Below are 24,701 nucleotides of genomic sequence, written 5' to 3' on the forward strand. Positions count from 1 at the left end.
GTCACGAGTACTTGTTTATCAGCCCCTGCTTGTACAGCTTGCCGGTGTCGGTGCGGGGCAACTCGGCCTCGAACGAGATCGTCCGCGGGCACTTGTAGTGCGTCAGGCGCTCCCGCAGCCAGCCGAGGAGCTCTTCGGCGAACTCCGGGGTGGCGTCGGCCGGGTCCACGGTCTGCACAACACCCTTGACGCTCTGCCCCATCTCGTCGTCCGGGATGCCGAACACCGCGGCATCCATCACCTTCGGGTGAACGACGAGCATGTTCTCGGCTTCCTGCGGGTAGATGTTCACCCCGCCCGAGATGATCATGTGGTGGCGCCGGTCGGTGAGGTACAGGTAGCCGTCCTCGTCGACATACCCGATGTCCCCCACCGTCTTCCAACCGTGCGAGTCGCGCGAGGATGCGGTCTTCTCGGCGTCGTTGAGGTACTCGAAATCGGCACCGCCCTCGAAGAAGATCTCGCCGGCCTGACCGGGTGGGACTTCGTTGCCGTCCTCGTCGAGGATGTGGACGAGACCGTTCATGGGCTTGCCGACCGAACCCGGGTGGGTCAGCCAGTCCTCGGCGAAGATCACCGTCGCCCCGATGGCCTCCGAGGACGCGTAGTACTCGTCGACGATCGGCCCCCACCAGTCGATCATCTGCTTCTTGATCTCGACCGGACACGGGGCGGCGGCGTGCATCACGCGCCGCAGGCTGGACATATCGTACGAATTCCGCACGTCCTCAGGGAGTTTCAGCATCCGGGTGAACATCACCGGAACGAACTGGCCCTGGGTGACGCCGTACTTCTGGATCGCGTCGAGTGCGCCTTCGGCGTCGAACTTCTCCAGCACCACGGTGGTGATACCGGCGGCGTGGGTCTGCATGGACCACACCGAGGGCGCGGTGTGATACAGCGGCGCGGGGCTGAGATACACCGAATCCGGCTGCATCCAGAAACCCACCAGCGCCGACATCATGCCGGGGGTCTCCGACGGCGGCACGTGCGGCAGTTCCCGCTTGATGCCCTTGGGCCGGCCGGTCGTGCCCGACGAGTACTGCAGCAGATCCCCGTCCAGCTCGTCGTCGATCGGGGTGACGGGCAGGTCCGCGACGGCTTCCGGGTAACGCTGCCAGCCGTCGAGCTCACCGTCGGCAATCAGCAAGACCTCCGGCAGGCCGTCGGGGAGTTCCTTGTCCAGACCGCTCAGGATGTCCTTGAGGACGGCGGAGCCGACGATGGCCTTGGCCCCGCTGTTGTCGATGATGTACGCCGCCTCGGCCGCGGTCAGATGCGTGTTGATCGGCACGTAGTACAGGCCGCTGCGGCGCGCCGCCCACATCACGGTGTGGATGTGCTCGTTGTTCTCCATGAGGATCGCGACCACGTCGCCCTCTTCCAGCCCGTGTCGGCGGAAGTGATGGGCCAGGCGATTCGCGCGAGCTTCGAGCTCACCGAAGGTGACGACGGTGCCCGACGGGTGGAGGATGATCGCCGGCTTCTCGGGGCTGGCCTCGGCATGCTCGCGGATCTGCATGAGGGCACTGTAACCGGCGCCACTTGACAGGTGTCAAGTCAGGCTGGGTTACACGCCTCGGAATCGGCGTGAGCAGGTGTTTGACTACAGAACCACCACCGCCACCCGCACTGCCAATCCCCAGTCCGGCCGCGCCCGCCGGACCTACGATGTCCAAACGCCCAGCGGATCGAGCGTGGGGAGCGCCGATGCGATTGATCGAAGCGCGCTGAGGACGGCATCGACATGCCGTCGGGGGTCGTCACGTTCGTGTTCACCGACATCGAAGGCTCCACCCGACGGTGGGAAGCCGATCCCGAAGCCATGCGAGCAGCGTTGGAGTCCCACGACGAGGTGCTGCGATCAGCGATCGAGGCCCACGACGGTCAGGTGTTCAAACACACCGGTGACGGCATGTGTGCCGTGTTCACCTCACCAGCGGCCGCCGTCGCCGCCGCCATCACCGCGCAACGTGGCCTGGAATTGCCCGTACGAATGGGCATCGCCACCGGCGAAGCCGAACGCCGCGACGACGACTACTTCGGCGCCGTCCTCAACCGCGCCGCTCGAGTGATGGCGGCCGGTCACGGCGGGCAGATTCTGGTTGACGGCATCACCAGCGGTCTGCTGATGGAGATCGATTTGATACCGCTGGGGCCCAACAAGTTACGGGACATAGTCAGACCCGTTGAGATCTTTCAGGTCAACGCGGAAGGCCTCCGCACCGACTTCCCGCCGCTGGCAACCGCCGATGCCGCGCGCGGCAATCTGCGGATCCCCACCACCAGCCTCATCGGGCGTGAGACCGAACTCGATGAGCTGGACACGACTCTGAAATCACACCGCCTGGTGACACTGACCGGTGTCGGCGGTGTCGGCAAGACCCGCCTCGCACTGGAGTTGGCCTCACGGTCCGCCGGCAGGTATCCCGATGGGGTATTCGTGATCGAACTCGCCGCGGTCGGTGACCCCGCCGCCGTACCCGATGAGGTCGCGGCCGTTCTCGGCATCACCCAACAGCCGGGGTTGAGCGTCTCCGACAGTGTCGCGATCGCGTTGGAAGGCCGAACACGTCTGCTGGTGCTCGACAACTGCGAACACGTTCTGGATGCCGCGGCCGATCTGGTCGAACGGATCTTCGCCCATTCCGGCACAGTCGCAGTCCTGGCCACGAGCCGGGAAGGGCTCCGACTCAACGACGAACAGCTCTGGCCGGTACCGTCATTGGACATCCGAGCAGGCAACGACTCTGCCGCCGCCGCATTGTTCATCGACCGGGCGCAAGCAGTATCACCCAATGTCACGTTCACCGCACCGGCTGAGGCCGCCGCTGTGGTCGAGATCTGTCACAGACTCGACGGGATTCCGCTGGCGATCGAGCTTGCGGCCTCCCGCACCGGGTCGATGACAGCTACCGAGGTTCGGGATCGGCTCGATGATCGCTTTCGATTACTCATAGGAGCACGTCGCGGGTTGGAGCGCCACCAAACGTTGCACCACGCTGTGCAATGGTCCTATGACCTCTTGGACAAAGATGAAAAGACATTGCTGGCAAGGTGTTCAGTGTTCGCAGGCGGGTTCAGCCTGGCCGGAGTTTGTGCGATCGCCGACTCCGATGACGAAATCGTCGCTGTGGATCTCCTCGATGCCCTGGTCCGCAAGTCGCTGCTGGTAGCCGACCGGACTTCGGCGAAGACTCGCTTTTCGATGCTCGAAACGATCCGTCAATTCGCAGAGGAACAACTCGTCCGCGCCGGTGACTGCGAAAGTGTGCGCACCGCGCACGCACGCTACTTCGCGAGCTTGGAGCCCGAAGCGCTTGCACTGTGGGACAGCCCGCGTCTGCGGGAGGCCTACGCATGGTTCTCCGGCGAACTACCGAACCTGCGTGCGGCATTCCGGTGGGCTGCCGACCACGACGACCTCGATACCGCGGCCACGATCGCAGCGACTTCCATCTTCTTCGGGTACTTCCTCGAGCAGTGGGAACCACTGGCCTGGGTCGAAGGAGATCATCCCGATCGCGAAAGCCACACACCATCCACGGCTGGCGCAGCTCTACGTCGGCGCCGCCAACTGTGCCGCACTGGGCCGGCTCCATGACTTCGACGAGTACGCAGACGCGGCCCGGGCGGCGATCGAGAGCGCCGAATTCGACGACGTCGGCGACGAGCTCTCGTGTGTGGTGGCCGCCGGATACAGCACGACAGGTCGGCCCGAACGGGCTGTTGAGTGGTGCCGCGCCGGCATCGCACGCAGTCCGAGCCGCCACACGGCGAGCGAGTCGGTGATGGTGGTGTCCCTAGCCGTCTGCGGAGCCATGACCGAAGCCATCGAGGTGTCGGAGAATCTGCTCGCGGCCGCACTCGCCACCAACAATCCCAGCCTGGCCGGAGCCGCGCTGCTCGGATATGGCTGGGCCCGGCGGGAGACCGATCCCACCGCGGCCTACGAAACCCTTCGCCGGGCATTGAGAATCGCTGACGAAAGCGGCGACCGGCAGCAGACATCCATCATCGCGGGGCTCCTGACCGGACTGGCGGCCGACCGCGGCGAATTTACCGAAGCCCTCGACTACATCACCCAAACCGTCCGGCACTACTACGATTCCGGCACCACGGAGCTCATGCGCGTCACTCTGGGACTGCTCGCGGCATTGCTTGCCCGACTGGGTATCCACGAGCCGGCCGCGACCGTCATGGGATTCACCGCAGCCGCCATCGGGCACCCGAGTTTTCCCGAGATCGTCGCCGCGATCACCCATCTGCGCGATGTTCTCGGCGACGACCGCTACCGATCGCTCGCGCAGACCGGCGCAAGCATGACCACCACCGAGATTGCCGACTACGCATTCGAACAGATCGCCCGGGCCCGGTCCGAATTGGGCACCGCGGGGTAACCACCAGTCAGTCCGCACCGATCCCACGCAGCAGCAACATCAGGCCGGTGCAGGCGTCGTCGAGGGGCTGCAGCGACCTCGCGCTGCGGCACTGGATGATGGCACCTTCCAGTGAGCTGACGATGAAGCTGCCGAGTGAGGCCGCGGTGGCGGCGTCGATACCCTTCGATTCGATCGATTCCGCGATCACCCTGGACCAATCAGCAAATACCGTGGCCGAGGCCTCCCGCACCGTGAGCGCATCCGGCCCAGCTTGGGCGGCCGCCATGATGGGACATCCCGCGGTGAACGAGCTGTCGGTGAGGTTCTGCTTCCACCCGGCGACAAAGGCGCCGATGACGTCCTCGGCGGGCAAGGTCTGCGTCAGCTCTTGAATCCTGGCGGTGATGATTCGCCCGGCTGCGAGCGTCGCCTGCTCCATCAGTTCGGTCTTCCCTCCGGGAAAGTGCTGGTAGATCGACCCCCGAGCGGCATTGCTGCGTTCCAGCAGATCGCTGAGACCCGTGGCGTGCACACCGTACTCACGCATCAGTTCGATGGCGCTCTGAATGAGACGCTCACGCGGGCCTGCCACCGCCGCCACCCTCTCCATCACCGAAATAGACCAGTTGGTCCATCCTAGTCGACCACTCCTAGACCGATTGGTCTACGATGCCCGAATGCACAATCTGGCGGTCTTCGGCAAACTCTCCAGAGTCTGCGCGAAGCATGCGTGGTTGATTCTCGGGGCGTGGCTGGCCCTGGCCGGTGTACTCAACCTGGCCATCCCCCAGCTGGAACGCACGGTGGCCGAGCACTCTGCACCGTTCACTCCGGAAAGCCCGACCACCGAGACCCTGCGGCAGATGTCGCGCGACTTCGGCGTCCCCGACACCACCGCTGTCGGCAGCATCGTGGTGTCCAGCGACCGGGTCCTCAACCCGGCCGACACCGCGTACTACCGCGACCTGGTGGCGCGATTGACGGCAGACAAGGACGACGTCGCCTACGTGCTCGACACGTACGGCACCCCGGGGCTCGAGGGAATCGGCCTGAGCCCCGACGGCAAGGCCATCCACCTGATTGTCGCCACCACCGGCGACGTCGGCTCCACCCGTGCGCACCGGTCCACCGAGAACGTCCGCGCCGCGGTCGAGGCGCTCCCCCGCCCGTCCGGGCTCGACGTGCATTTCACCGGGGCCGCGCCGACCCTGTCGGATCTGTTCTCCGCCATCGACACCTCGCTGGCCATCATCACCGTGGTCTCGGTGGTGCTGATCACGCTGCTGCTGCTCGCGGTCTACCGGTCGCTGGTCACCTCGATGATTCCCCTTCTCACCGTGGGTATTTCGCTGGCCGTCGCGCGCCCGGTGATATCCCTGCTCGGCGGTCATGATCTGCTGACCGTCTCGAACTTCACCATCGCCCTGGTCACCGCGATGGTGCTGGGTGCGGGGACCGACTACGGCATCTTCCTACTGGCCAACTATCACGAGGGCAGACGCCGCGGGCTGACCGTCGACGACGCGGTTGCCCGCTCCGGTGCGCACACCGCGGGTATCGTCATCGCCTCGGCGCTGACCATCGCCGGTGCCGGAATGGCCATGGTGTTCACCAAGATCGGCATGTTCCGCACCGCGGGACCTCCGATCGCGCTGTCGATCGCGATAACCATGGCGGTCAGCCTGACGCTGACTCCCGCGATCATGGCGCTGTGGGGGCGGCGCGGATACGCCGAGCCCCGCCCCCTCGACGAACGACGCTGGCGCAAGCGCGGCGCCGCCATCATCCGTCGTGCACCGGCTCTGGTCGCAGCGTCCTTGGCGTTTCTCATCGCCATGAGCTCAGTGCTGTTCACCTTCGAACCGAACATCGACGAGAACGCGATGCAACTGCGCGCCACCGACAGCAAGCGCGGATACGAGGCTGTGTACCGCCATTGGGGTGTCAACGAGGCGGCTCCTGAGTTCATCACCATCCGGACCGACCACGACATGCGCAACACCAACGACCTTGCCGCCCTCGACCTGATCGCGATGTCGATCGGCAACCTTCCCGAGGTGGCCTACGTCCGGTCGATCACCCGGCCCGAGGGAAAACCCCTGCCCGAGACGGCCATCGGCTCACAGACCGCGCAAGTCGGCGCCGGGCTGGCCGACGCCCACGACCGCGTCGAAGAGGCCATCCCGCAGCTGAAGCGCCTCGCCTCCGGCGTGACCCAACTGCACGACGGATCGGCGGACGCGGCCGCCAGGCTCCCTGAACTCACCGACGGCGCCCGGTCCCTCGTCGACTTGGCGCGCAACCTGCTCGGCACACTGGAATCCGCCGATCGGGTGGTCGGCAACCTCTCCGGCGGATCCCTGGACGTTGTGACCGCGGTACGCAGCATCTCCAACGCCACCGATTCCCTGGACCGGGTGGTCGACGACATCGATTCCGCCCGGCAGCGATTGGCGGCCCCCACCGCCGCCTTACACGCCGTGTTCGATCCGCTCACCGTTCCGGAGCCGTCGGCCGCCTGCGCGGCGGACAGCTCGTGCCTGCGCGCCAGACAGGCCTTCGCCGACCTCAACGCGGCCACCGGCGGGCGCGCACAGCTGGCAATCGACGGATTGGCGCTCGCCGCGCCACTGGTCCCCGAAGGACCCGTGACCACGGCGCTGGACACGCTGCCCGACCTGCGCGCGGCCATCAAGAAACTGCGGGCCATGCTCGATCAGCTCGGTACCCGCACCCCCGAACAGACCCGTCAGGAACTGAGCCGGCTGCTGTCCGGAATCAATGAACTCACAACAGGTCTGGGCCGTCTCACCTCGGGGCTGGGTCAGGTCAAGACCGGTACCGACACCATGGTCACGCTGACCACCGAACTCAGCGCGGGGCTCTCACGAGCATCGGACTTCCTGCACCGGATGTCCGCCGACACCAGCACCGGCGCAGGCCGGGGCTTCTACCTGCCCGAGGAGGGGCGCTCCGACCGCCGCCTCACCGCCGGAGAGCAATTGCTGATCTCCCCGGACGGTCGCAGCGCCCGCATGATGGTGGTCTGGGCGGTGAACCCGTACGGCGCCGAGGCGATGGGCGCGGTACCCGACGTCATCGCCGCGGCGAACAACGCCGCCACGGGAACCGTGCTGGAGCACGCCCAGATCGAGTCAACCGGCCTGGCCTCGCTGTCCCAGCGCCATGTCGACCAAACCTGGCGTGATTTCACACTTTTCGGTGTCGTCGCGGTGGCGGCCGTGCTCCTGGTGCTGATCGTGATGCTGCGCAGCCTGGTGGCCCCGGTCCTGATGATCGCCGCGGTGGTGCTGTCCTTCGGGGCAGCGGCGGGGATGTCCACCCTGATCTGGCAGCATCTGATCGGCATCAGCCTGGACTGGTCGGTGTTCCCGGTGTCGTTCATGGCACTGGTCGCGGTCGGCGCGGACTACAGCATGCTGTTCGCCGCCCGTATCCGCGAAGAATCCCACAGTGGGGTGATCAGCGGCATCATCCGGGGATTCGGTAGCACCGGCAGCGTGATCACCACCGCCGGAGTGGTTTTCGCGATCACCATGTTCGCGTTGACCAGTGGGACGGTGCTCAACCTGGTGCAGATCGGGTCCACGATCGGCATCGGGCTACTGCTCGACATCACCGTGGTGCGGACCTACCTGGTTCCCGCCGCGATGAGCCTGCTGGGCGATCGCATGTGGTGGCCGGACCGCGGGGCGTTCCGGGCGGAGGGACACCCCATCGGCGGCTGAGGTTGGGGTCCAATGGAGCCATGACCGACTACGTGACGATCCGCGAGGTGGCCGACCATTTCCACCTGCCCGTCTCGACCCTGCACTACTGGGAGCGATGCGGTCTCGTGGCTCCCGCCCGCCGGGCCGGCGGGCGGGTCTATGACGCCGAGCAGGTATACCGCGTCGCACTGATAGATGTGTGGCGGCACGAAGGGCACCTGTCGATCGAGGACATCGCCGACCTGCTGGGTTCGCAAGACAACTGGCAGAACACGGTCACCCGCCGGGTCAGCGATATCGACAGCCGTATCGACGAGCTGACCCGGGCCCGCGACTACCTGGGCCGACTACTCGAGTGCGCACACGGCCCCGAACTGGTGCGGTGCCCGCTTTTTCGCGGCCGGGTCACCGTCCCAGCGTCGTTGCAGCGACCTCACCGATCACGTCGTACTGCGCCGGCAGCTTCTGAGTCCCGGCATTGACGACGATGTGAGACACGCCGGCTTCGATGTAGCGGCCGATCTTGTCCACGAGTTCGCGTCTTGAGCTGATCATCATCCGCTCGGCAACCTCTCGCGGAACGAGCAGGCTCTCCAACCATCGCACGGCCCGTTCGCGGTCGGCACCACCGAGTGCCGTGAACAACGTGGTACCGATCCGCGGCGGCGCGACGGCGTGGGCATCAGCCATTTCGGCCAATCGCGCCCTTCGCTGGTCGACCTGCTCGGGGCTCAACAACGAAGCGAGCCAGCCTGTTCCGTATCGGACTGCTCGCCGCAACGCGGCGTCCGACGCTCCACCGATCCACACCGGCGGCATCGGCACTGCCGGGTCCAGCGTGATCGTCGGCGCACCCACCTCCGTACCCAATTCGGTCTCTTTGCCGGACAACAGGTCTGGCAACGCCTGCAACATCAGGTCGGTCCGGTGACCACGCTCTCGGTGCGACACTCCCGCTGCGGCCCACTCAGCGGCGGGCGCGCCGCCCACCCCGACACCGAGCAACACCCGGCCCCCTGACAACAACTGCAGGGAGCCGATCTGCTTGGCCACCCAGGCCTGCGGGCGGAGCCCGGGCAGCAGGACGCCGAAGCCCAGCCGCAACCGATCGGTCACGGCGGCAGTGGCACTGAGCGCCACGACGCTCTCCAAGAACGGTGCACCCGTACTCAAGTGGTCGCCGGCCCACACCGCGTCGAAGCCGAGCGCTTCGGCATGGCGCGCTATCGACGTGACGTCGCAGACGTCGGCGCCAGGTTCACTGAAGGTGGGCAGTGCGATGCTGATCTCCATGGCACGCAGCGTTGCGGCTCAAGTGCGGTTGAGCGCAACCCTCTGATGCCCAGCAGACGCAGAACCGCCCCTTTTCACGTGAAAAGGGGCGGTTCTGTGTCTGCTCGTGAGAGGGAAGTCAGGACTCTTCGGCCAGGCGGTGTTTGAGGGCGTCGAACTCGTCCTTGATGCCGGTGGGCAGCTTCTCACCGACGAACTCGAACCACTCCTCGATCAGCGGGAGCTCGGCCCGCCACTCCTCGGCGTTGACGGCCAGGGCCTCGTCCACGTCGGCGGCGTCGACATCGAGCCCGGACAGGTCCAGGTCGGCGGCGGTCGGGACGATGCCGATGGGGGTGCTCTTGCCGTCGGCCTTGTGCTCGATGCGCTCGATGGCCCACTTCAGCACGCGGCTGTTCTCGCCGAAGCCCGGCCACAGGAAGCGGCCGTCATCGCCGCGGCGGAACCAGTTGACGAAGAACACCGCGGGCAGCTTCGACTCGTCCGCGTTCTTGCCGATGTCGATCCAGTGCTGGAAGTAGTCACCGACGTTGTAGCCCAGGAACGGCAGCATGGCCATCGGGTCGCGGCGCACGGTGCCGACCTTGCCCTCGGCGGCGGCGGTCTGCTCGGAACCCAGGGTGGCGCCGATGAATACACCGTGCTGCCAGTCGCGGGCCTGGGTCACCAGCGGGACCGTGGTCTTGCGACGGCCGCCGAACAGGATCGCCGAGATCGGCACACCCTGCGGGTCGTCCCACTCCGGCGCCAGTGTCGGGCACTGCGAGATCGGGGTGCAGTAACGCGAGTTCGGGTGCGCGGCCTTGGATTCCGTCTCGCGCAGGAACCAGTCGTTGCCCTTCCAGTCGATCAGGTGGTCGGGCTCGCCCTCCAGGCCTTCCCACCACACGTCGTTGTCGTCGGTCTTGGCCACGTTGGTGAAGACGGTGTTGCCTGCGGCAATGGTCTTCATCGCGTTGGGATTCGAATCCCAGTTGGTGCCGGGCGCGACGCCGAAGAATCCGAACTCGGGGTTGACGGCGTAGAGGCGACCGTCCTTGCCGAACCGCATCCATGCGATGTCGTCACCGACGGTTTCGGCCCGCCAGCCGGGGATGGTGGGCTGCAGCATCGCGAGGTTGGTCTTGCCACAGGCCGACGGGAACGCCGCGGCGACGAAGTAAGCCTTGTTCTCCGGGGAGATCAGCTTGACGATCAGCATGTGCTCGGCGAGCCAGCCCTCGTCGTGGGCCATCGCCGAGGCGATGCGCAGCGAGTAGCACTTCTTACCCAGCAGCGCGTTACCGCCGTAGCCCGAGCCGAAGCTCCAGATCTCGCGGGTCTCCGGGAAGTGGGTGATGTACTTGGTGTCGTTGCACGGCCACGGCACATCCTTCTGGCCGGGCTCCAGCGGTGCACCGATCGAGTGCAGCGCCTTGACGAAGAATCCGTCGTCGCCGATCTTGTCGAGCGCGGCCTGACCCATCCGGGTCATGGTGCGCATCGAGACCACGACGTACTCGGAGTCGGTGATCTCCACACCGAGCTTGGGATCCTCGGCGTCGAGCGGACCCATGCAGAACGGCACCACCCACATGGTGCGGCCGCGCATCGAGCCGCGGTACAGATCGGTCATGATCCCGCGCATCTTGGCGGGTTCCATCCAGTTGTTCGTGGGGCCGGCGTCGATCTCGCGCTCGGAGCAGATGTAGGTGCGCGATTCCACCCGCGCGACGTCCGAGGGGTCCGACAGGGCCAGGTACGAGTTCGGCTGCTTCTCTTCGTTGAGCTTCTGGAAGGTGCCCGCCTCGACCAGGTGAGCGGCCAAGCGGTCGTACTCCTCGGCAGACCCGTCGGCGAAAACCACCCGATCGGGTTGAGTCAGCTCTGCGACCTCCTGGACCCAGGCCAGCAGACCCTGATGTTTCGTCGGTGCGGTGTCCAGACCCGGAATGGTCGCTGAGGTCATCAAAATTCTCCTGCGTAGGTTTGTGGAACCCAAGCCACGTCACGACGCGGTCACGGCTACCCCTTGGGTAGAGGTTAACGCGGGTGACATACCCACGGTGAACCAGTGGTATGTCCGATCACTCACAGGAACGATTCAGATCAACGTTATCAGCTGGTTACTCGTCAGTAGCATCGCTGTTGCCGTACAGATCGGCCCGAACGGCGTCCAACGCCCGCTGTAACGGCGGGATCCGCCGGTCCCTCTGGGCCGCCGCCCGCGCGGTCGCGACGGCATGTTCACGCAGTTCGGCATCCATCGCGGCGGTCTTCTCGGCCGCCGCGGCCGCCTCGGTTTCCTCACGGGCCGCCAGCTCCGCGGTGAGCACGGACTCCGCGGCCAGCACCCGCGTCGCGACGAGCTCCTCGACCGCCGAACGCAGCGTGGTGGTGATGTCACCGACCCAGCGATCCAGCACCGCCCGGTCGTGCAGCAGCCCCCGGGTGCCGACCACCCAGACCGCCAGCAGCAGTCCCACCACCGCGCCGACGACCAATCCGGCCACGGCCAGTCGCGGCGCCGCACCCGCCAGCACCCTGCTGACCGCCACCGCGACACCCAGCCCGAAGCCCGCCCCCAGAACCAGCATCAGCCGGGTCTCCAGGGTCCGGGATTTCAGTGACGGTGACGGCAGATCGGGCACTCGCGGCGGAGCCGACAACTCGAGCGCGGGCAGCTCAAGTTCTGCCGCGACGCCGCGCAGGTGTGCGGTGACGCCTTCGTCGACGTCGCCGACGACCTCGTGGGCGCGCTGCCGGGCGTACTCCTCGAACGTCTCGATCCGGCGCCGGCTCATGCCCGCGACGTCCTCCTGCAGTTCGGTGCGCACCGAATTGCACCGGTTGCGGGCGAAATAGCCCAGTTGGACCCGGGCCTGCTGCAGCTGACTACGCAATGCGATGCTGCGCTCGGTGCGGGTCAGCCTGCGGGCCCGGGCCACCTCGGCGCGACGCTCCCGCAACACGTCCACCCGGGCCTGACGGTCGGCGCCGGACCCGTCGGCCTCATATCGGAGGATGACCGCTTCCAGTCGAGTTTCCCAGGCGCGCAACCTGTTCCGTCGGTCGACGTCGGGATCGGCCAGCTGACCGGTGAGCAGTTCGACAAGCTCGTCGAGCTGCGGCTCGCCGAGATCGGGCGCGGCCGCCACCCCCACCCAGGGCATGCGCGCGTAGCGCGCGTCGCGCTCGCTCAGAATCTCCGCATCGGCGTCGCGCACGTCGCGCCAGTCGCGGTGAGCATCGATCTTGGACACCACACCGATCACCAGGTCGGTGTACCGCGACGCCAAATCGACCAGGGCACAATCTGATTCAGTCAACGGGGCGGCCGCCGAAACCACGAACACCACGGCTGCCGGCGCCTCGCCCGCCACCAATTCGGTGGATTCCACAAAGGTGGTCTGGGGCATCCGCTCCCGCAACGCCGCCATCACACTCGTCGATCCGGCCAGCCACGGCCCGGCGACCAGCACCGCGTCGCGGGTTTCCACCCCCGGCGAGTTCAGGCCCGGGTCGATCGCGGCCACCACGGCATCGGCGTCGGCGATTCTCGCTTCGCGCGTGTGCGCCGCTACCGGGTCTCGGGCCGTATCCACGTCGGTCATCCTCGGCTGCCCGCCGCGCCCAGCAGTCGCAGCGACCCCCGCACGATCGCGTCACCGCAACTGCGATGCAGGGCATTGACCGGGCCGTCGCGGTAATGCCGCCAGCGCCGGGCGCGGCAGAGATGGGCGTTGCGATCGTCGCCGGGATCGACGGTCAGTCCTTCGGCCTCGACCACGTCGACCGCCGCGGCCATCACCGCGATCACCGTGTCATCGGCGGAAAGGAAACGTCCCACCGCCGGGCCGCCCACCGCACGTAGCTCGGCCAGGGCCCACCGCACCCGCCGGTACCGGACCGGGGCAGCCGCCGCACCGATCGCCGCCACCACCCGGTCGACCTCACTGAGCCGACGCAACAACCCCGGCACCGCCTCGAGCTGCACGCCACGGCTCATCGCCAAGGTGGTGTGGGCGATCCCGAACCGGTCCAGACGTTCCAGCAGCTCCGTGCGCACCGCGCGCTGCACTCGATGTGAACCGGCGACGAAAGCATCGGCCGAGGTCAGGTCGGCGGGCTCACCGGCAAGCAACCACAGCGCGTCGACCAGGTGCGGAGGAAGTGCCCGGGTGGACGCCAAAGCCAGCAGCGCCACCATCGGCACCACCTGCACTCCGGCCGGCTTCTGCAGGCGCAAGGCCCTGCGGTGCGCGGTGGCGACCGGTCCACCGGGCCCGGACCCGGCCAGATCGGCCTTGTTGAGCACCACGATCGCCGGCGTGCCTTCCCGCGCCAGCTCGGCGAGCAGTGCCTCGTCCTCGGGTTTGAGCACCTCGGCGATCACCAGCACCGTGACATCACCTGACTCGGTGATCTCGATGCCCGAGCTTTCCAAGGCGGAGGCCACCGTGCTCACGCCGACGCCGCGACGCCCACACACACGGACACTGACGGGAGCCGACACCCGTGCACTGATCTCCGCCAACCGCGCATCGCCGTCACGGTCGGCAAAGCGTGTGAGCTCGTCTGCGAAAATCTGGCAGCCTTCCCTGCGTGGTGACGGGCCTACCCCTGCGCCCACGAAAAATCGTGACACGGCCCGCGGGCACGTGCGAACAGAGGTTTAAGCCTTAACAGTAGGAGGCAACTGTTGGGTATCAATCTCTACCACGATGCGGGCACATCGCCGGAGATAAGAGACCATGGACGGATGCACCCGTCCAGGTCCGACATCGATGGGCAGGCGCCGGCAGACGAGGCGGCCGACGTGCCGCCCGCCCAGCCGCACCGTTTTCCCCGGGTGACCAGCTTTCGCACCCGGCGCTCGACGCTGTCGCCGGCCCAGCAACAGACCTGGGACCGGCTGTGGCCCGAGCTCGGAATGCAGGCCCGTGACGAGGTCTCGACACCCGTCGTCGACCTCGACACCGACGTCTGGTTCGGCCGCTCGGCCCCGCTGATCCTGGAGATCGGCTCGGGCACCGGCACCTCCACACTGGCCATGGCCCAGGCCGAACCCGACCTCGACGTCATCGCGGTCGAGGTCTACCGCAAGGGCCTGGCCCAACTGCTCAGCGCGATCGACCGCACCACACAGACCGGATCCCCCGTCACCAACATCCGCATGATCCGCGGCGACGGCGTCGACGTGCTGGAGCACATGTTCGGGAGCGAGACCCTGACCGGCGTACGGGTGTTCTTCCCGGATCCCTGGCCCAAGGCCCGCCACCACAAGCGCCGCCTGCTGCAGCCGGCCACGGTTGCCCTGATCGCCGACCGGCTGCGGCCCGGCGGAATTCTGCATGCGGCCACCGACCACACCGGGTATGCCGAGCACATCGCCGAGGTCGGAGACACCGAGCCGCGGTTGCGCCGGGTCGACATCACGGAGCTGGGGGCCCCTCCCGCTTGCGGGGGATTGCCCATATCGGTCGAGCGCCCGGTCACCAAGTACGAGCGCAAAGCGCTGGCCGGCCCCGACGTCACCGAGTTGGTCTGGGAGAAACAGCCATGAGTGTGACCGAAGACATGCGAGACGAGACCGCGCAGGCAGAGGCCCGATCCGAGGCGGAGTCGGAGACCTCGGTCACTGCTCCCTCCCGGCGGGTGCTGCTCGTCTGGGACGCCCCCAACCTGGACATGGGACTGGGTGCGATCCTCGGCGGCCGCCCGACCGCCGCGCACCGTCCACGGTTCGACGCGCTGGGCCGCTGGCTGCTGGGATACACCTCCGATCTGGCCGCCGAATCCGGTGACGATGCGGACGTTTCCCTGGAGCCCGAGGCCACGGTGTTCACCAACATCGCCCCAGGTAGTGCCGATGTAGTACGGCCGTGGGTGGAAGCGTTGCGTAACGTGGGTTTCGCCGTCTTCGCCAAGCCGAAGATCGACGATGACAGCGATGTCGACAGCGACATGCTCGAGCACATCGCGCTGCGTCGCAGGGAAGGGCTGGCAGCGGTCCTCGTGGCCTCGGCCGACGGACAAGCGTTCCGCCAGCCGCTGGAAGAAATCGCCCGTGAGGGCACCCCGGTGCAGGTGCTCGGATTTCGCGAACATGCGAGCTGGGCGTTAGCGTCGGATACCTTGGAGTTTGTCGATCTGGAGGACATTCCTGGTGTGTTCCGGGAACCGCTGCCACGGATCGGACTGGACTCGCTGCCCGAGCAGGGAGCATGGCTGCAGCCGTTCCGGCCGCTGTCATCGCTACTGACCGCACGTGTGTGACAACTGAAGACCTTCGTCCAGTACAAGCGCGGGTCACCAAAAGTTTTAGAGCGAAGTAACAAAGCGTTAGGAGCCTAAGTGTTCGCCTGGTGGGGTCGAACGGTGTACCAGTTCAGGTACATCGTCATCGGTGTCATGGTGGCGCTGTGCCTAGGTGGCGGCGTCTACGGCGCCAGTCTCGGAGAGCACGTCACGCAGAGTGGTTTCTACGACGAGGGCAGCCAGTCGGTCCAGGCGTCCCTGTTGGGCGACGAGGTCTACGGCCGCGACCGCACCAGCCATGTCGTCGCCATCCTGACGCCGCCGGATGACAAGTTGGTCACCGACAAGGCGTGGCAGAAGAAGGTCACCGGGGAACTCGACCAGGTGGTCAAGGACCACCCGGATCAGGTTCAGGCCTGGGTCGGCTGGCTGAAGGCGCCTGACGTCGCCTCGCTCGCCGCGATGAAGACCGAGGACCAGCGTCACACGTTCATCAGCGTTCCCCTCAAGGGTGATGACGACGACGCGATCCTCAAGAACTACCAGGCCGTCGAGCCCGATCTGCAGCAGGTCAACGGTGGCGACATCAAGCTGGCCGGCCTCAACCCGCTGGCCAGTGAGCTGACCGGGACCATCGGCACCGACCAGAAACGCGCCGAGCTCGCGATCGTGCCGCTGGTGGCCGTCGTGCTGTTCTTCGTGTTCGGCGGTGCGGTCGCCGCCGCGCTGCCCGCGATCATCGGTGGCCTGACCATCGGCGGAGCGTTGGGCATTCTGCGGTTCACCGCCGAGTTCGGGCCTGTGCACTTCTTCGCCCAGCCGGTCGTGACGATGATGGGTTTCGGTATCGCGATCGACTACGGCCTGTTCATCGTGAGCCGGTTCCGAGAGGAACTCGCCGAAGGCTATGACACCGAGGCCGCGGTACGAAGATCGGTGATGACCTCGGGGCGGACCGTGGCATTCTCCGCGGTGATCATCGTGGCGTCCTCGTTGCCGCTGCTGCTGATCCCGCTCGGGTTCCTGAAGTCGATCACCTACGCGATCATCGCCTCGGTCATGTTGGCGGCCTTCCTGTCCATCACGGTGCTGCCCGCCGTCTTGGCCATCCTGGGACCCCGGGTGGACGCGCTCGGCGTCACCACACTGCTGAAGGTGCCGTTCCTGGCCAACTGGCCGTTCTCGCGGCGGATCATCGACTGGTTCGCCGAAAAGACCCAGAAGACCAAGACCCGCGAAGAAGTCGAGCAGGGCTTCTGGGGCCGGCTGGTCAACATCGTGATGAAGCGACCCATCGCCTTCGCCACACCGATCCTGGTCATCATGACGCTGCTGGTCCTCCCGATCGGCTCGCTCACACTCGCAGGTATCAGCGAGAAGTACCTGCCGCCGGACAACGCCGTGCGCCAGTCCCAGGAGCAGTTCGACAAGCTCTTCCCCGGATTCCGCACCGAGCAGATCACCCTGGTGATGAAGCGCGAAGACGGTGAGCCGATCACCGATGCCCAGATCGCTGATATGCGCGCCAAGGCGCTGAACGTGAAGGGCTTCACCGATCCGGACAACAACCCGGACGCCATGTGGAAGGAGCGCGCGGCCACCGACAGCGGGTCCAAGGACAAGTCGGTCCGGGTCATCCAGAACGGGCTGGTCAACCGCGGCGACGCGGCGCAGAACATAGCGGACCTACGGGCCCTGCAGCCCCCGCACGGCATCGAGGTGTTCGTCGGCGGCACCCCGGCCCTGGAGCAGGACTCGATCCACAGTCTGTTCTCCCGGCTCCCGCTGATGGTGACGATCCTGGTCATCACCACCACGGTGCTGATGTTCCTGGCCTTCGGCTCGATCGTGCTGCCGGTCAAGGCCGCGTTGATGAGCGCCCTGACCCTCGGCTCGACGATGGGCATCCTGACCTGGATGTTTGTCGACGGCCACGGCTCAGGACTGTTGAACTACACACCACAGCCGCTGATGGCACCGATGATCGGGCTGATCATCGCGGTGATCTGGGGTCTGTCCACCGACTACGAGGTGTTCCTGGTCTCGCGCATGGTGGAGGCCCGAGAACGCGGGATGTCGACCGCCGAGGCCATCCGCATCGGTACCGCGACCACCGGTCGCCTCATCACCGGTGCCGCCCTGGTCCTGGCGGTGGTGGCAGGCGCGTTCGCCTTCTCCGACCTGGTGATGATGAAGTACCTGGCGTTCGGTCTGCTCATCGCCCTGCTGCTCGACGCCACGGTGATCCGCATGTTCCTGGTGCCGGCCATCATGAAACTGCTCGGCGACGATTGCTGGTGGGCTCCGCACTGGATGAAACGCATCCAGGAGAAGCTGGGCCTCGGTGAGACCGAACTGCCCGACGAGCGCAAGCGCCCGATGGGCCAGGAGTCCGCAGAGGACCCCCGCGCCCTGGCAGGCGTCGGCGCCCTGCCCGCGCCGCGCCCGCACGATCCGACGCATCCTGCGGCCGAGCCCAGACGCCCGCAGATGCCGCGGACCAATGCGCCCTCGGCTGCCGGCACCGCGCGGATCACGCCGCCGCAGCCACCGGCCCAGCAGCAGCTTCCGAGTGCCCAGCAAGAGCCGGCCACCACGCGGTTCGCCATGGCCCGTAACGCCGTGCGCAACGCGGTGAACACGGCGGTCAACACGGTCAACACCGCGACCGGCAACACCAACGCCGGCACGGAACGCGCGCCGCAGCCCACCGGGCGGCCCGCGGGCGGCCCGGCATCACCCCCGCAGCGTGAAGATCGTGAGATCGAGTCGTGGCTGGGTGCTCTGCGCGGCGGCCCGGCCCAGGGCGGCCCCGCCAACGGCACCCCGCCCCCGCCCGCGGCACCGCCGCCGCGTCCGTCGGCCGATGCCACCCGCGCCATGCCGCAACCGCAGCAGCGTCCGCCCGCCGGTGGTGGCGAGAGTGCGCCGACGACCGCGTTCAGCGCGCAACGGCCGAACCAGGGGCCGGGGCAGGCGCCGAATCCGCGCCAGCGTGATCAGGACCCGTCGACCCAGAAGTTCAACCCCCGCGACGACGAGCCTCCTCGTCGGGGCGGCGGGGTGAGTGCGCAGGATCTACTGCGCCGCGAAGGCCGGCTCTGATCCTGGGCTAGCGGTCGGGATCGTCCGACGACAGATCGTCGGCAGGGGCTTGGATGAGCACGTCGTCCGATTCCTCCTGCCGGGCCTCCTCGGCCGCGGGATCGTCGGCCAGCAGGACCCGGGTCGCGCTGTTGATGAACGCCACTGTGGGAACGGCGAGCAGAGCGCCGACGATCCCGGCCAGGACACCGCCGCCCGCGATGGCCAGCACGACCGCCAGCGGGTGAATCGACACCGCGCGGCCCATCACCAGCGGCTGCAGCACGTGCCCCTCCAGTTGCTGCACCGCGATGATCAGCCCGAGCGTGATCAGGGCGTAGACGAACCCCTTGGCCAGCAGCGCCACCACCACCGCCAGGAATCCGGCGACGACCGCACCGACCAGCGGGATGAAGGCGCCCATGAACACCAGCGAGGCCAGCGGCAGCGCCAACGGGATACCCATGATCGCCAAGCCGGTACCGATGCCCACGGCATCGACCAGGGCGACCAGGAACGTCGCCCGCATGTAGCCACCCAGCGAGTGGAAGCCGGCTCGCCCGGCGTCGCGGACCCGGTCACGCACGTGCGTCGGGAACACCTTGGTGACGAACCCGAAGATGCTGCGCCCACCCTGTAGCAGGAAGATCAGCGTGAACAGCACCAGAAGCGCGCCGGTGAGCAGTTCGGTGAGGGTGCCCGCGGTGGACAACGCCCCGGTGGTGAGCTTCTCCTGATTTCGTTGCAGCGCCTCGATCGCGGTGTTGCCGGCCTGGTCGATCTGCTCCTTGCTCAGCTGCAGCGGCCCGTTGATCAGCCAGTTGCGCAGCCCGTCGATGCTTCGGGTCACCTGCTCCACGAGTTGCGGCGCACCCTCGATGAATTGGGAGATGACGAAACTCAAGATGCCGCCCACCACCGCGAAACTGGCGAGCAACACCAGGGCCACGGCGGCGCCACGCGGGGCGCCGCGGCGGTCCATGAAATCGACGGCGGGCAGCAGCAACGCCGCGACCATGGTGGCCAGGGCCACCGGCACCACGATCACCTCAAGGTGCTTGATCAGCCACAGCAGTGCCACCACGGCCGCCAGAATGACCAAGAGCCGCCACGACCAGGCCGCAACCTTGCGGACGAACGGCGTGACGGCCTCATCAGCAACAGGATCCAGTGCCATCTCGGTAGCGTAATGCGGCGCGCCCAGCAACCGGCGATGTCGACACGACCTGCGCGGTTACCCTGTAGGGCGTGTCACAGGACGCGCCGGCCGACACAACCCGGGACAGGGTCGGCTCCACGCGCGGCAGGTACTGGTGGGTGCGGTGGGCGGTCATCGCACTCGCGGTGACGGTGCTGGCCGTCGAGGTGACGCTGGTCTGGGATCAATTGGCCAAGGCGTGGCGCAGCCTGCTGACCGCGAACGGATGGTGGGTGCTGGCCGCGGTGGGCGCCGCGATGGCCTCGATGCACAGTTTCGCCCAGATCCAACGGACACTGCTGCGCTCGGCGGGAGTGCCTGTCAGACAGTGGCGTTCGGAGGCCGCGTTCTACGCCGGCAACGCACTGTCGACCACCATGCCCGGTGGCCCCGTGCTCTCGGCGACGTTCGTGTACCGCCAACAACGCATCTGGGGTGCGTCCCCGCTGGTGGCCTCGTGGCAGCTGGTGATGTCGGGGGTGCTGCAGATCGTGGGCCTGGCGCTGCTGGGTCTCGGCGGCGCCCTTCTGCTCGGGGCCAGCAAGAACCCGCTGTCACTGATCTTCTCCCTCGGCGCGTTCCTGGCGATCATCCTGCTGGCGCAGGCCGTCGCCACCAGACCGGAGCTGATCGACGGCATCGGGGCCAAGGTGCTGGCGTGGGTCAACTCGTTGCGCGGCAAGCCCACAGACGCCGGGCTGGCCAAGTGGCGCGAGATCCTGCGGCAGCTGGAGTCGGTCAGTCTGGGCCGGCGGGACCTCGCGGTGGCGTTCAGCTGGTCGATGTTCAACTGGGTCGCCGACGTGGCCTGCCTGGCGTTCGCCTGCTACGCCGCCGGCGGTCACCCGTCGCTGGCCGGGGTCACCGTCGCCTACGCCGCGGCCCGCGCGGTGGGGTCGATCCCGTTGATGCCGGGCGGTCTGCTGGTGGTGGAGGCCGTGCTGGTACCCGGGCTGGTCTCCTCCGGAATGACGCTGGCATCGGCGATCTCGGCCATGCTCATCTACCGCCTGGTCAGCTGGATCTTCATCTCCTCGATCGGGTGGGTGGTGTTCTTCTTCATGTTCCGCACCGAGAAGGACCTCGACCCGGACGAACACGCAGCCGGCACGGCGGACACAGACGGTCCTGCCTCCCCGAATCCTGAATCCTGAATCCCGAAAGCCCTAGGAGACGTCGATGCGAATCCGGTACCCGATCGCAGTGCTCGCGCTGACCTTGGCCGGGTGTTCGTCGGCGCAGAGTCCGCAGTCCGAGTCCCCCACGACCACCACCCCGCCGCCGGTGGTCACGCCGGTGGTGGGATCGGTTCTGGCAGAACCGGTCCCGGTGGCTGCCACCGATGGCCGCACCCACCTGGCCTACGAGCTGATGCTGACCAACACCTCGCCCAGCGCCGTCACGCTCAACTCGCTGAGCGCCACGACGGCCGACCGCAAGTTGCTCACCTTGTCCGGGGACAGCCTCAAGTACTGGACCAGGGCCGTGGGCAATTCCGCTGTGCCGACCAACACGCTCGGCCCCGGGCAGAGCGCGTACGTGTGGCTGGACGTCGTCGCCGACGATCCGACGCAGGTGCCCACCGAGCTCACCCACGAACTCGGGATCACCGTGGCCAAACCGATGCCGCCATTGGTCCCGCCCACCTTGACCGAGCCGGTGGCGCCGGTGGCGGTGCAGACCCGCAAGCCGGTGTCCATCACCCCGCCGCTGACCGGGGACAACTGGGTGGACGCCAACAGCTGCTGCGATATGACGCCGCACCGCATGGCACTGAATCCGATCAACGGAAAGGTCTGGGCCGCAGAACGATTCGCCATCGACTACGTGCAGCTGGGCGCCGACGGGCGGCTGTTCTCCGGGGACCGGGCCAAGGTCGCGAGCTACCCCTACTTCGGCTCTGAGATCCACGCGGTGGCCGACGGCCCGGTGGTGGCGGTGCTCGATGGACTGAACGAGCAGGTCCCGGGTGTCACGCCGAACGGCCTCACCCTTGCGCAGTACGGCGGCAACCACATCGTGCAGGACATCGGCGACGGCAACTACGCCTTCTACGCGCACCTGCAACCGAACAGCCTCAAGGTCAAACCCGGAGACAAGCTCAGCGCCGGGCAGGTCATCGGCGCCTTGGGCAACTCCGGCAACTCCGATGCACCGCACCTGCACTTCCATGTGATGGACGGGCCGGATCCTTTGGCGTCCAATGGCTTACCATTTACCTTCAAATCGTTCCGGCTCGATTCGCGGCTCACCTCGCTGGCCGCCGCCGATGCGCTCTTCGACGGCAAGCCGGCCGCACGGCAACCGGGCTTCGCCGAGCGCGACCAAACCGACGTCAGCCCACTGGTACTGGATGTGATGACATATGCGACGAGCTAGCGGCGCGGCGTTCCTGGCCGACCTGATCTGCGTGGTCGTGTTCTGCACCATCGGACGGCGCAGCCACGCCGAGGGTCTGACGGTGGCCGGGGTCGCCGAGACCGCGTGGCCGTTTCTGACCGGGACGGTGGTGGGCTGGTTGCTCTCGCGCGGCTGGCAGCGCCCGACATCGTTGGCGCCCACCGGCCTCGTGGTGTGGGTCAGCACCGTCGTGATCGGCATGGTGCTGCGCAAATTCACCTCGGCAGGCGTCGCGGTCAGCTTCATCGTCGTCGCCTCGCTGGTGACCGCGCTGCTGCTGTTGGGCTGGCGCGGGGTGCTGGCGGCCGTGCGGCATCGTCAATCCGCCTGAGCCCCTTCACCGGAGGGCGATACCGGCGCCGCAAGCGTCAAAACGGCGCGCAGACCGCCGAGCGGCCCGTCGGACAACGTGATCTCGCCACCGTGCAACACAGCCTGCTGTGCCACCAGGGCCAGGCCCAGTCCGGAGCCACCCGCCAGCGCGGTGCTGCCCCGGCGGAACCGGCCAAGAACGGTCTGGTGCTCCTCCACCGGTAGTCCGCGCCCGTTGTCGTCGACGGTGATGACCAGGTGCTCATCGCTGCGGTGGGCGGTCACCACGATCCGGGTGGCCTCACCGTGGACGATGGCGTTGCGCACCAGGTTGTCCACGGCGATGCGCAGCCCACCCGGCCAGCCCAGCACCGGGCCGACGTCGTCGGCGACCTGCACGTCGATCCGGACATGCTCGCTGCCCCGGGCGTTCTCCCTGACCACCCGGTCGAGCAGATCGGCGATGTCGATCAGTTCGCGGTCCTCGGCCTGGGCCAGTTCTCCCGAGGCCAGTTGGCCCAGGGCGGTGATGATGGCCTCCACCCGGCGCTGGGCCCGGGACAGGTCGGCGACCACTTCGTCGCGTTCTGATTCCGGCAGGTTGTGGATCCGCAACGTGTCCAGATCGGCGCGCATCGCGGTCAGCGGGGTGCGCAGTTCGTGCGCGGCATTGGCGGCGAAATCCTGTGCGGCCTGAAGGGAATTGGTGGTGGCGCGCTGTGCGGCGGCCAAGCGGGTGAGCATGCCCGCCATGGCCTCCGACAGGTCCTCGGCCTCCCGCACTCCGCGCACCTTCGGCATCGCCTCGGTGCCGCTGTCCAGTTTCGAGGTCTGCTCGGTGAGCTTGCGCAGCGGCCGGATGGCCGGCCCGGCCAACAGCCAGCCCAGTCCCCCGGCCACCAGAACGGTGGCCACACCGAATCCGGTGTAGAGCGGAATTCTGTTGGGACTCAACAAAATACTGTCCGCTCGGATGCCGATCGACATCAGCACCCCGCCGTGCTGGTCCACGTGGACGGTGCGCACCCGGTAGTCGACCCCGTTGACCTCGACGGTCTCGGTGCCCGGCGGCAGCGCCGGCAACTGGAAGCCCCGCTGGAACACCACCTGCCCGGTCGACCGCGACCGGCCGGTGGTCAGCACCCCGCGAGTGGGATCCTGCAGATGCTCGGGGCTGATGCTGGCGTCGACGATCGAGTCGAGCCTGCGGTCCAGCTGAGCGGAGTCGTTGTTGGCCAGCGCCACCGAGGTGAGGATCGTGAACACCGCGACCACCGCGGCCGCCGCCAGTGCCGAGGCCACGGCGACCCTGGTGCGCAATGACGCGGAGCGGATGAAGCCGAAGATCCGCACCTACTGCCTGTTCCTCACGGCATCCGTCACGCGGCCCTCACGCATCTTCCCGCAGCACGTACCCGATGCCCCGGACGGTGTGGATGACGCGCGGCACATCGGGCCGCTCGAGCTTGCGCCGCAGATACGAGATGAAGACGTCGGCCACGTTGGTGTCCACGTCGAAGTCATATCCCCAGACCAGCTCGAGCAGCCGCTGCCGGGACAACACCACGCCGGTGTTCTCGGCCAACACGGCCAGCAGGTCGAATTCCCGCTTGGTCAGGTCGACCCGGTCGCCGCCGACGAACACCAGCCGGCGGGCGGTGTCGATGGTCAGCGCCCCGACGGTCATGGTGTCCGACGGCCGGTCGGCATGGCTGGCCCGGCGCAACAACGCGTTGAGCCGTGCCACGAGCTCGCCGAGGTCGAACGGTTTCGTCAGGTAATCGTCCGCGCCGGCTTCCAGTCCCGCGATGCGGTCGTTGACCGTGTCGCGGGCCGAGAGCACGCAGATCGGGATCTCATTTCCCAAAGCCCGCAAGGCGGTGACCACTGCGACGCCGTCGAGTTCCGGCATCTGAACGTCGAGAACGAGCGCGTCGTGCGACTCGTTCGACAACAGGCGCAGTGCTTCCTTGCCGGACGCCGCGACCCGGACGTCGAACCCCGAATGCCGCAATCCGCGGGCAACCGAAGTACGCACATCCGGGTCGTCGTCGACCATCA

General features: G+C 67.2%; 19 protein-coding genes. 10 read left to right on the plus strand and 9 right to left on the minus strand.

The annotated features are described in order from the left end of the window. Position 1: 1 nt before the first annotated feature. Positions 2 to 1,522 carry a fatty-acid--CoA ligase FadD4 gene (gene fadD4, locus ACNQVK_RS36115; protein ID WP_418033615.1) on the minus strand — a complete coding sequence of 507 codons (1,521 nt, stop codon included), beginning with the start codon at positions 1,520 to 1,522 and terminating at the stop codon, positions 2 to 4. Positions 1,523 to 1,747: 225 nt separating this feature from the next. Here fadD4 and ACNQVK_RS36120 point away from each other — a divergent pair, with 225 nt between their 5' ends. Together ACNQVK_RS36120 and ACNQVK_RS36125 are read left to right on the plus strand one after the other, a co-directional pair. Further along, a complete protein-coding gene (locus ACNQVK_RS36120) occupies positions 1,748 to 3,604 on the plus strand; it encodes an adenylate/guanylate cyclase domain-containing protein (RefSeq protein WP_418033616.1) in 1,857 nt (618 codons plus the stop codon). Between the two features lie 217 nt (positions 3,605 to 3,821). After that, positions 3,822 to 4,400, plus strand: coding sequence for a hypothetical protein (locus ACNQVK_RS36125; RefSeq protein WP_418033617.1), 579 nt, complete (start codon positions 3,822 to 3,824; stop codon positions 4,398 to 4,400). 7 nt (positions 4,401 to 4,407) lie between these two features. On the opposite strand, the gene ACNQVK_RS36130 is transcribed toward ACNQVK_RS36125, so the two are convergent. Continuing rightward, positions 4,408 to 4,974: a TetR/AcrR family transcriptional regulator gene (locus ACNQVK_RS36130; protein ID WP_418033618.1), complete on the minus strand. Its 567-nt coding sequence runs from the start codon at positions 4,972 to 4,974 to the stop codon at positions 4,408 to 4,410. Between the two features lie 85 nt (positions 4,975 to 5,059). Here ACNQVK_RS36130 and ACNQVK_RS36135 point away from each other — a divergent pair, with 85 nt between their 5' ends. Together ACNQVK_RS36135 and ACNQVK_RS36140 are read left to right on the plus strand one after the other, a co-directional pair. Continuing rightward, on the plus strand, positions 5,060 to 8,131 hold the full coding sequence (locus ACNQVK_RS36135; RefSeq protein WP_418033619.1) for an MMPL family transporter: 3,072 nt from the start codon (positions 5,060 to 5,062) through the stop codon (positions 8,129 to 8,131). Between the two features lie 20 nt (positions 8,132 to 8,151). Further along, positions 8,152 to 8,595, plus strand: a complete 444-nt coding sequence (locus ACNQVK_RS36140) for a MerR family transcriptional regulator (protein ID WP_418033620.1) — start codon at positions 8,152 to 8,154, stop codon at positions 8,593 to 8,595. Here the strand turns inward: ACNQVK_RS36140 and ACNQVK_RS36145 are convergent. The 4 genes from ACNQVK_RS36145 to ACNQVK_RS36160 form a co-directional block, all read right to left on the minus strand. Further along, positions 8,519 to 9,406 (minus strand): LLM class flavin-dependent oxidoreductase, encoded by an 888-nt coding sequence (locus ACNQVK_RS36145; RefSeq protein ID WP_418033621.1) that lies wholly within the window; start codon positions 9,404 to 9,406, stop codon positions 8,519 to 8,521. The genes ACNQVK_RS36140 and ACNQVK_RS36145 overlap by 77 nt on opposite strands. A 118-nt stretch (positions 9,407 to 9,524) precedes the next feature. Continuing rightward, positions 9,525 to 11,354 (minus strand): phosphoenolpyruvate carboxykinase (GTP), encoded by a 1,830-nt coding sequence (locus ACNQVK_RS36150; protein WP_044514601.1) that lies wholly within the window; start codon positions 11,352 to 11,354, stop codon positions 9,525 to 9,527. A 157-nt stretch (positions 11,355 to 11,511) separates the two neighbouring features. Further along, positions 11,512 to 12,990 (minus strand): hypothetical protein, encoded by a 1,479-nt coding sequence (locus ACNQVK_RS36155; RefSeq protein WP_418033622.1) that lies wholly within the window; start codon positions 12,988 to 12,990, stop codon positions 11,512 to 11,514. 5 nt (positions 12,991 to 12,995) lie between these two features. Continuing rightward, positions 12,996 to 13,853, minus strand: coding sequence for a hypothetical protein (locus ACNQVK_RS36160; RefSeq protein ID WP_418033623.1), 858 nt, complete (start codon positions 13,851 to 13,853; stop codon positions 12,996 to 12,998). Between the two features lie 276 nt (positions 13,854 to 14,129). On the opposite strand from ACNQVK_RS36160, the gene trmB reads away from it, so the two are divergent. From trmB to ACNQVK_RS36175, 3 genes are all read left to right on the plus strand, one after another. Beyond that, a complete protein-coding gene (gene trmB / locus ACNQVK_RS36165) occupies positions 14,130 to 14,951 on the plus strand; it encodes a tRNA (guanosine(46)-N7)-methyltransferase TrmB (RefSeq protein WP_418034564.1) in 822 nt (273 codons plus the stop codon). Then, positions 14,948 to 15,664 (plus strand): NYN domain-containing protein, encoded by a 717-nt coding sequence (locus ACNQVK_RS36170; RefSeq protein WP_418033624.1) that lies wholly within the window; start codon positions 14,948 to 14,950, stop codon positions 15,662 to 15,664. The genes trmB and ACNQVK_RS36170 overlap by 4 nt, the downstream gene beginning before the upstream one ends. Before the next feature lie 78 nt (positions 15,665 to 15,742). Then, entirely contained in the window at positions 15,743 to 18,751 is a 3,009-nt protein-coding gene (locus tag ACNQVK_RS36175) for an MMPL family transporter (RefSeq protein ID WP_418033625.1), read from the plus strand. Positions 18,752 to 18,758: 7 nt separating this feature from the next. Here ACNQVK_RS36175 and ACNQVK_RS36180 read toward each other — a convergent pair whose 3' ends face one another. Then, positions 18,759 to 19,907: an AI-2E family transporter gene (locus ACNQVK_RS36180; protein WP_418033626.1), complete on the minus strand. Its 1,149-nt coding sequence runs from the start codon at positions 19,905 to 19,907 to the stop codon at positions 18,759 to 18,761. Positions 19,908 to 19,978: 71 nt separating this feature from the next. Between ACNQVK_RS36180 and ACNQVK_RS36185 the strand changes: the two genes are divergently transcribed. The 3 genes from ACNQVK_RS36185 to ACNQVK_RS36195 are packed head-to-tail and all read left to right on the plus strand — an operon-like array spanning position 19,979 to position 22,659. Beyond that, positions 19,979 to 21,082 carry a lysylphosphatidylglycerol synthase transmembrane domain-containing protein gene (locus ACNQVK_RS36185; protein ID WP_418033627.1) on the plus strand — a complete coding sequence of 368 codons (1,104 nt, stop codon included), beginning with the start codon at positions 19,979 to 19,981 and terminating at the stop codon, positions 21,080 to 21,082. Positions 21,083 to 21,107: 25 nt separating this feature from the next. After that, complete coding sequence (locus tag ACNQVK_RS36190) at positions 21,108 to 22,307, plus strand: M23 family metallopeptidase (protein ID WP_418033628.1); 1,200 nt, start codon at positions 21,108 to 21,110, stop codon at positions 22,305 to 22,307. Beyond that, complete coding sequence (locus ACNQVK_RS36195; protein WP_418033629.1) at positions 22,294 to 22,659, plus strand: DUF3054 domain-containing protein; 366 nt, start codon at positions 22,294 to 22,296, stop codon at positions 22,657 to 22,659. The genes ACNQVK_RS36190 and ACNQVK_RS36195 overlap by 14 nt, the downstream gene beginning before the upstream one ends. Here the strand turns inward: ACNQVK_RS36195 and ACNQVK_RS36200 are convergent. After that, positions 22,647 to 23,993 (minus strand): sensor histidine kinase, encoded by a 1,347-nt coding sequence (locus ACNQVK_RS36200; protein WP_418033630.1) that lies wholly within the window; start codon positions 23,991 to 23,993, stop codon positions 22,647 to 22,649. The genes ACNQVK_RS36195 and ACNQVK_RS36200 overlap by 13 nt on opposite strands. A gap of 37 nt (positions 23,994 to 24,030) precedes the next feature. After that, the gene (locus ACNQVK_RS36205; RefSeq protein WP_162563172.1) at positions 24,031 to 24,699 is read right to left on the minus strand and encodes a response regulator transcription factor; all 669 of its coding nucleotides are present in this window, start codon (positions 24,697 to 24,699) and stop codon (positions 24,031 to 24,033) included. Between the last annotated feature and the right edge of the window lie 2 nt (positions 24,700 to 24,701).

It is taken from the genome of Mycobacterium sp. 134 (assembly GCF_048282715.1).
In the GTDB taxonomy this organism is placed as follows: domain Bacteria; phylum Actinomycetota; class Actinomycetes; order Mycobacteriales; family Mycobacteriaceae; genus Mycobacterium; species Mycobacterium septicum.

What these genes read in the sequence shown, in the direction of transcription:
- ACNQVK_RS36205 (WP_162563172.1), bottom strand. Translation starts at nt 24,699, where the DNA reads ATGGTCGACGACGACCCGGATGTGCGTACTTCGGTTGCCCGCGGATTG.
- fadD4 (WP_418033615.1), bottom strand. Translation starts at nt 1,522, where the DNA reads ATGCAGATCCGCGAGCATGCCGAGGCCAGCCCCGAGAAGCCGGCGATC.
- ACNQVK_RS36150 (WP_044514601.1), bottom strand. Translation starts at nt 11,354, where the DNA reads ATGACCTCAGCGACCATTCCGGGTCTGGACACCGCACCGACGAAACAT.
- ACNQVK_RS36140 (WP_418033620.1), top strand. Translation starts at nt 8,152, where the DNA reads ATGACCGACTACGTGACGATCCGCGAGGTGGCCGACCATTTCCACCTG.
- ACNQVK_RS36180 (WP_418033626.1), bottom strand. Translation starts at nt 19,907, where the DNA reads ATGGCACTGGATCCTGTTGCTGATGAGGCCGTCACGCCGTTCGTCCGC.
- ACNQVK_RS36190 (WP_418033628.1), top strand. Translation starts at nt 21,108, where the DNA reads ATGCGAATCCGGTACCCGATCGCAGTGCTCGCGCTGACCTTGGCCGGG.
- ACNQVK_RS36170 (WP_418033624.1), top strand. Translation starts at nt 14,948, where the DNA reads ATGAGTGTGACCGAAGACATGCGAGACGAGACCGCGCAGGCAGAGGCC.
- ACNQVK_RS36125 (WP_418033617.1), top strand. Translation starts at nt 3,822, where the DNA reads ATGACCGAAGCCATCGAGGTGTCGGAGAATCTGCTCGCGGCCGCACTC.
- ACNQVK_RS36145 (WP_418033621.1), bottom strand. Translation starts at nt 9,406, where the DNA reads ATGGAGATCAGCATCGCACTGCCCACCTTCAGTGAACCTGGCGCCGAC.
- ACNQVK_RS36135 (WP_418033619.1), top strand. Translation starts at nt 5,060, where the DNA reads ATGCACAATCTGGCGGTCTTCGGCAAACTCTCCAGAGTCTGCGCGAAG.
- ACNQVK_RS36120 (WP_418033616.1), top strand. Translation starts at nt 1,748, where the DNA reads ATGCCGTCGGGGGTCGTCACGTTCGTGTTCACCGACATCGAAGGCTCC.
- ACNQVK_RS36195 (WP_418033629.1), top strand. Translation starts at nt 22,294, where the DNA reads ATGCGACGAGCTAGCGGCGCGGCGTTCCTGGCCGACCTGATCTGCGTG.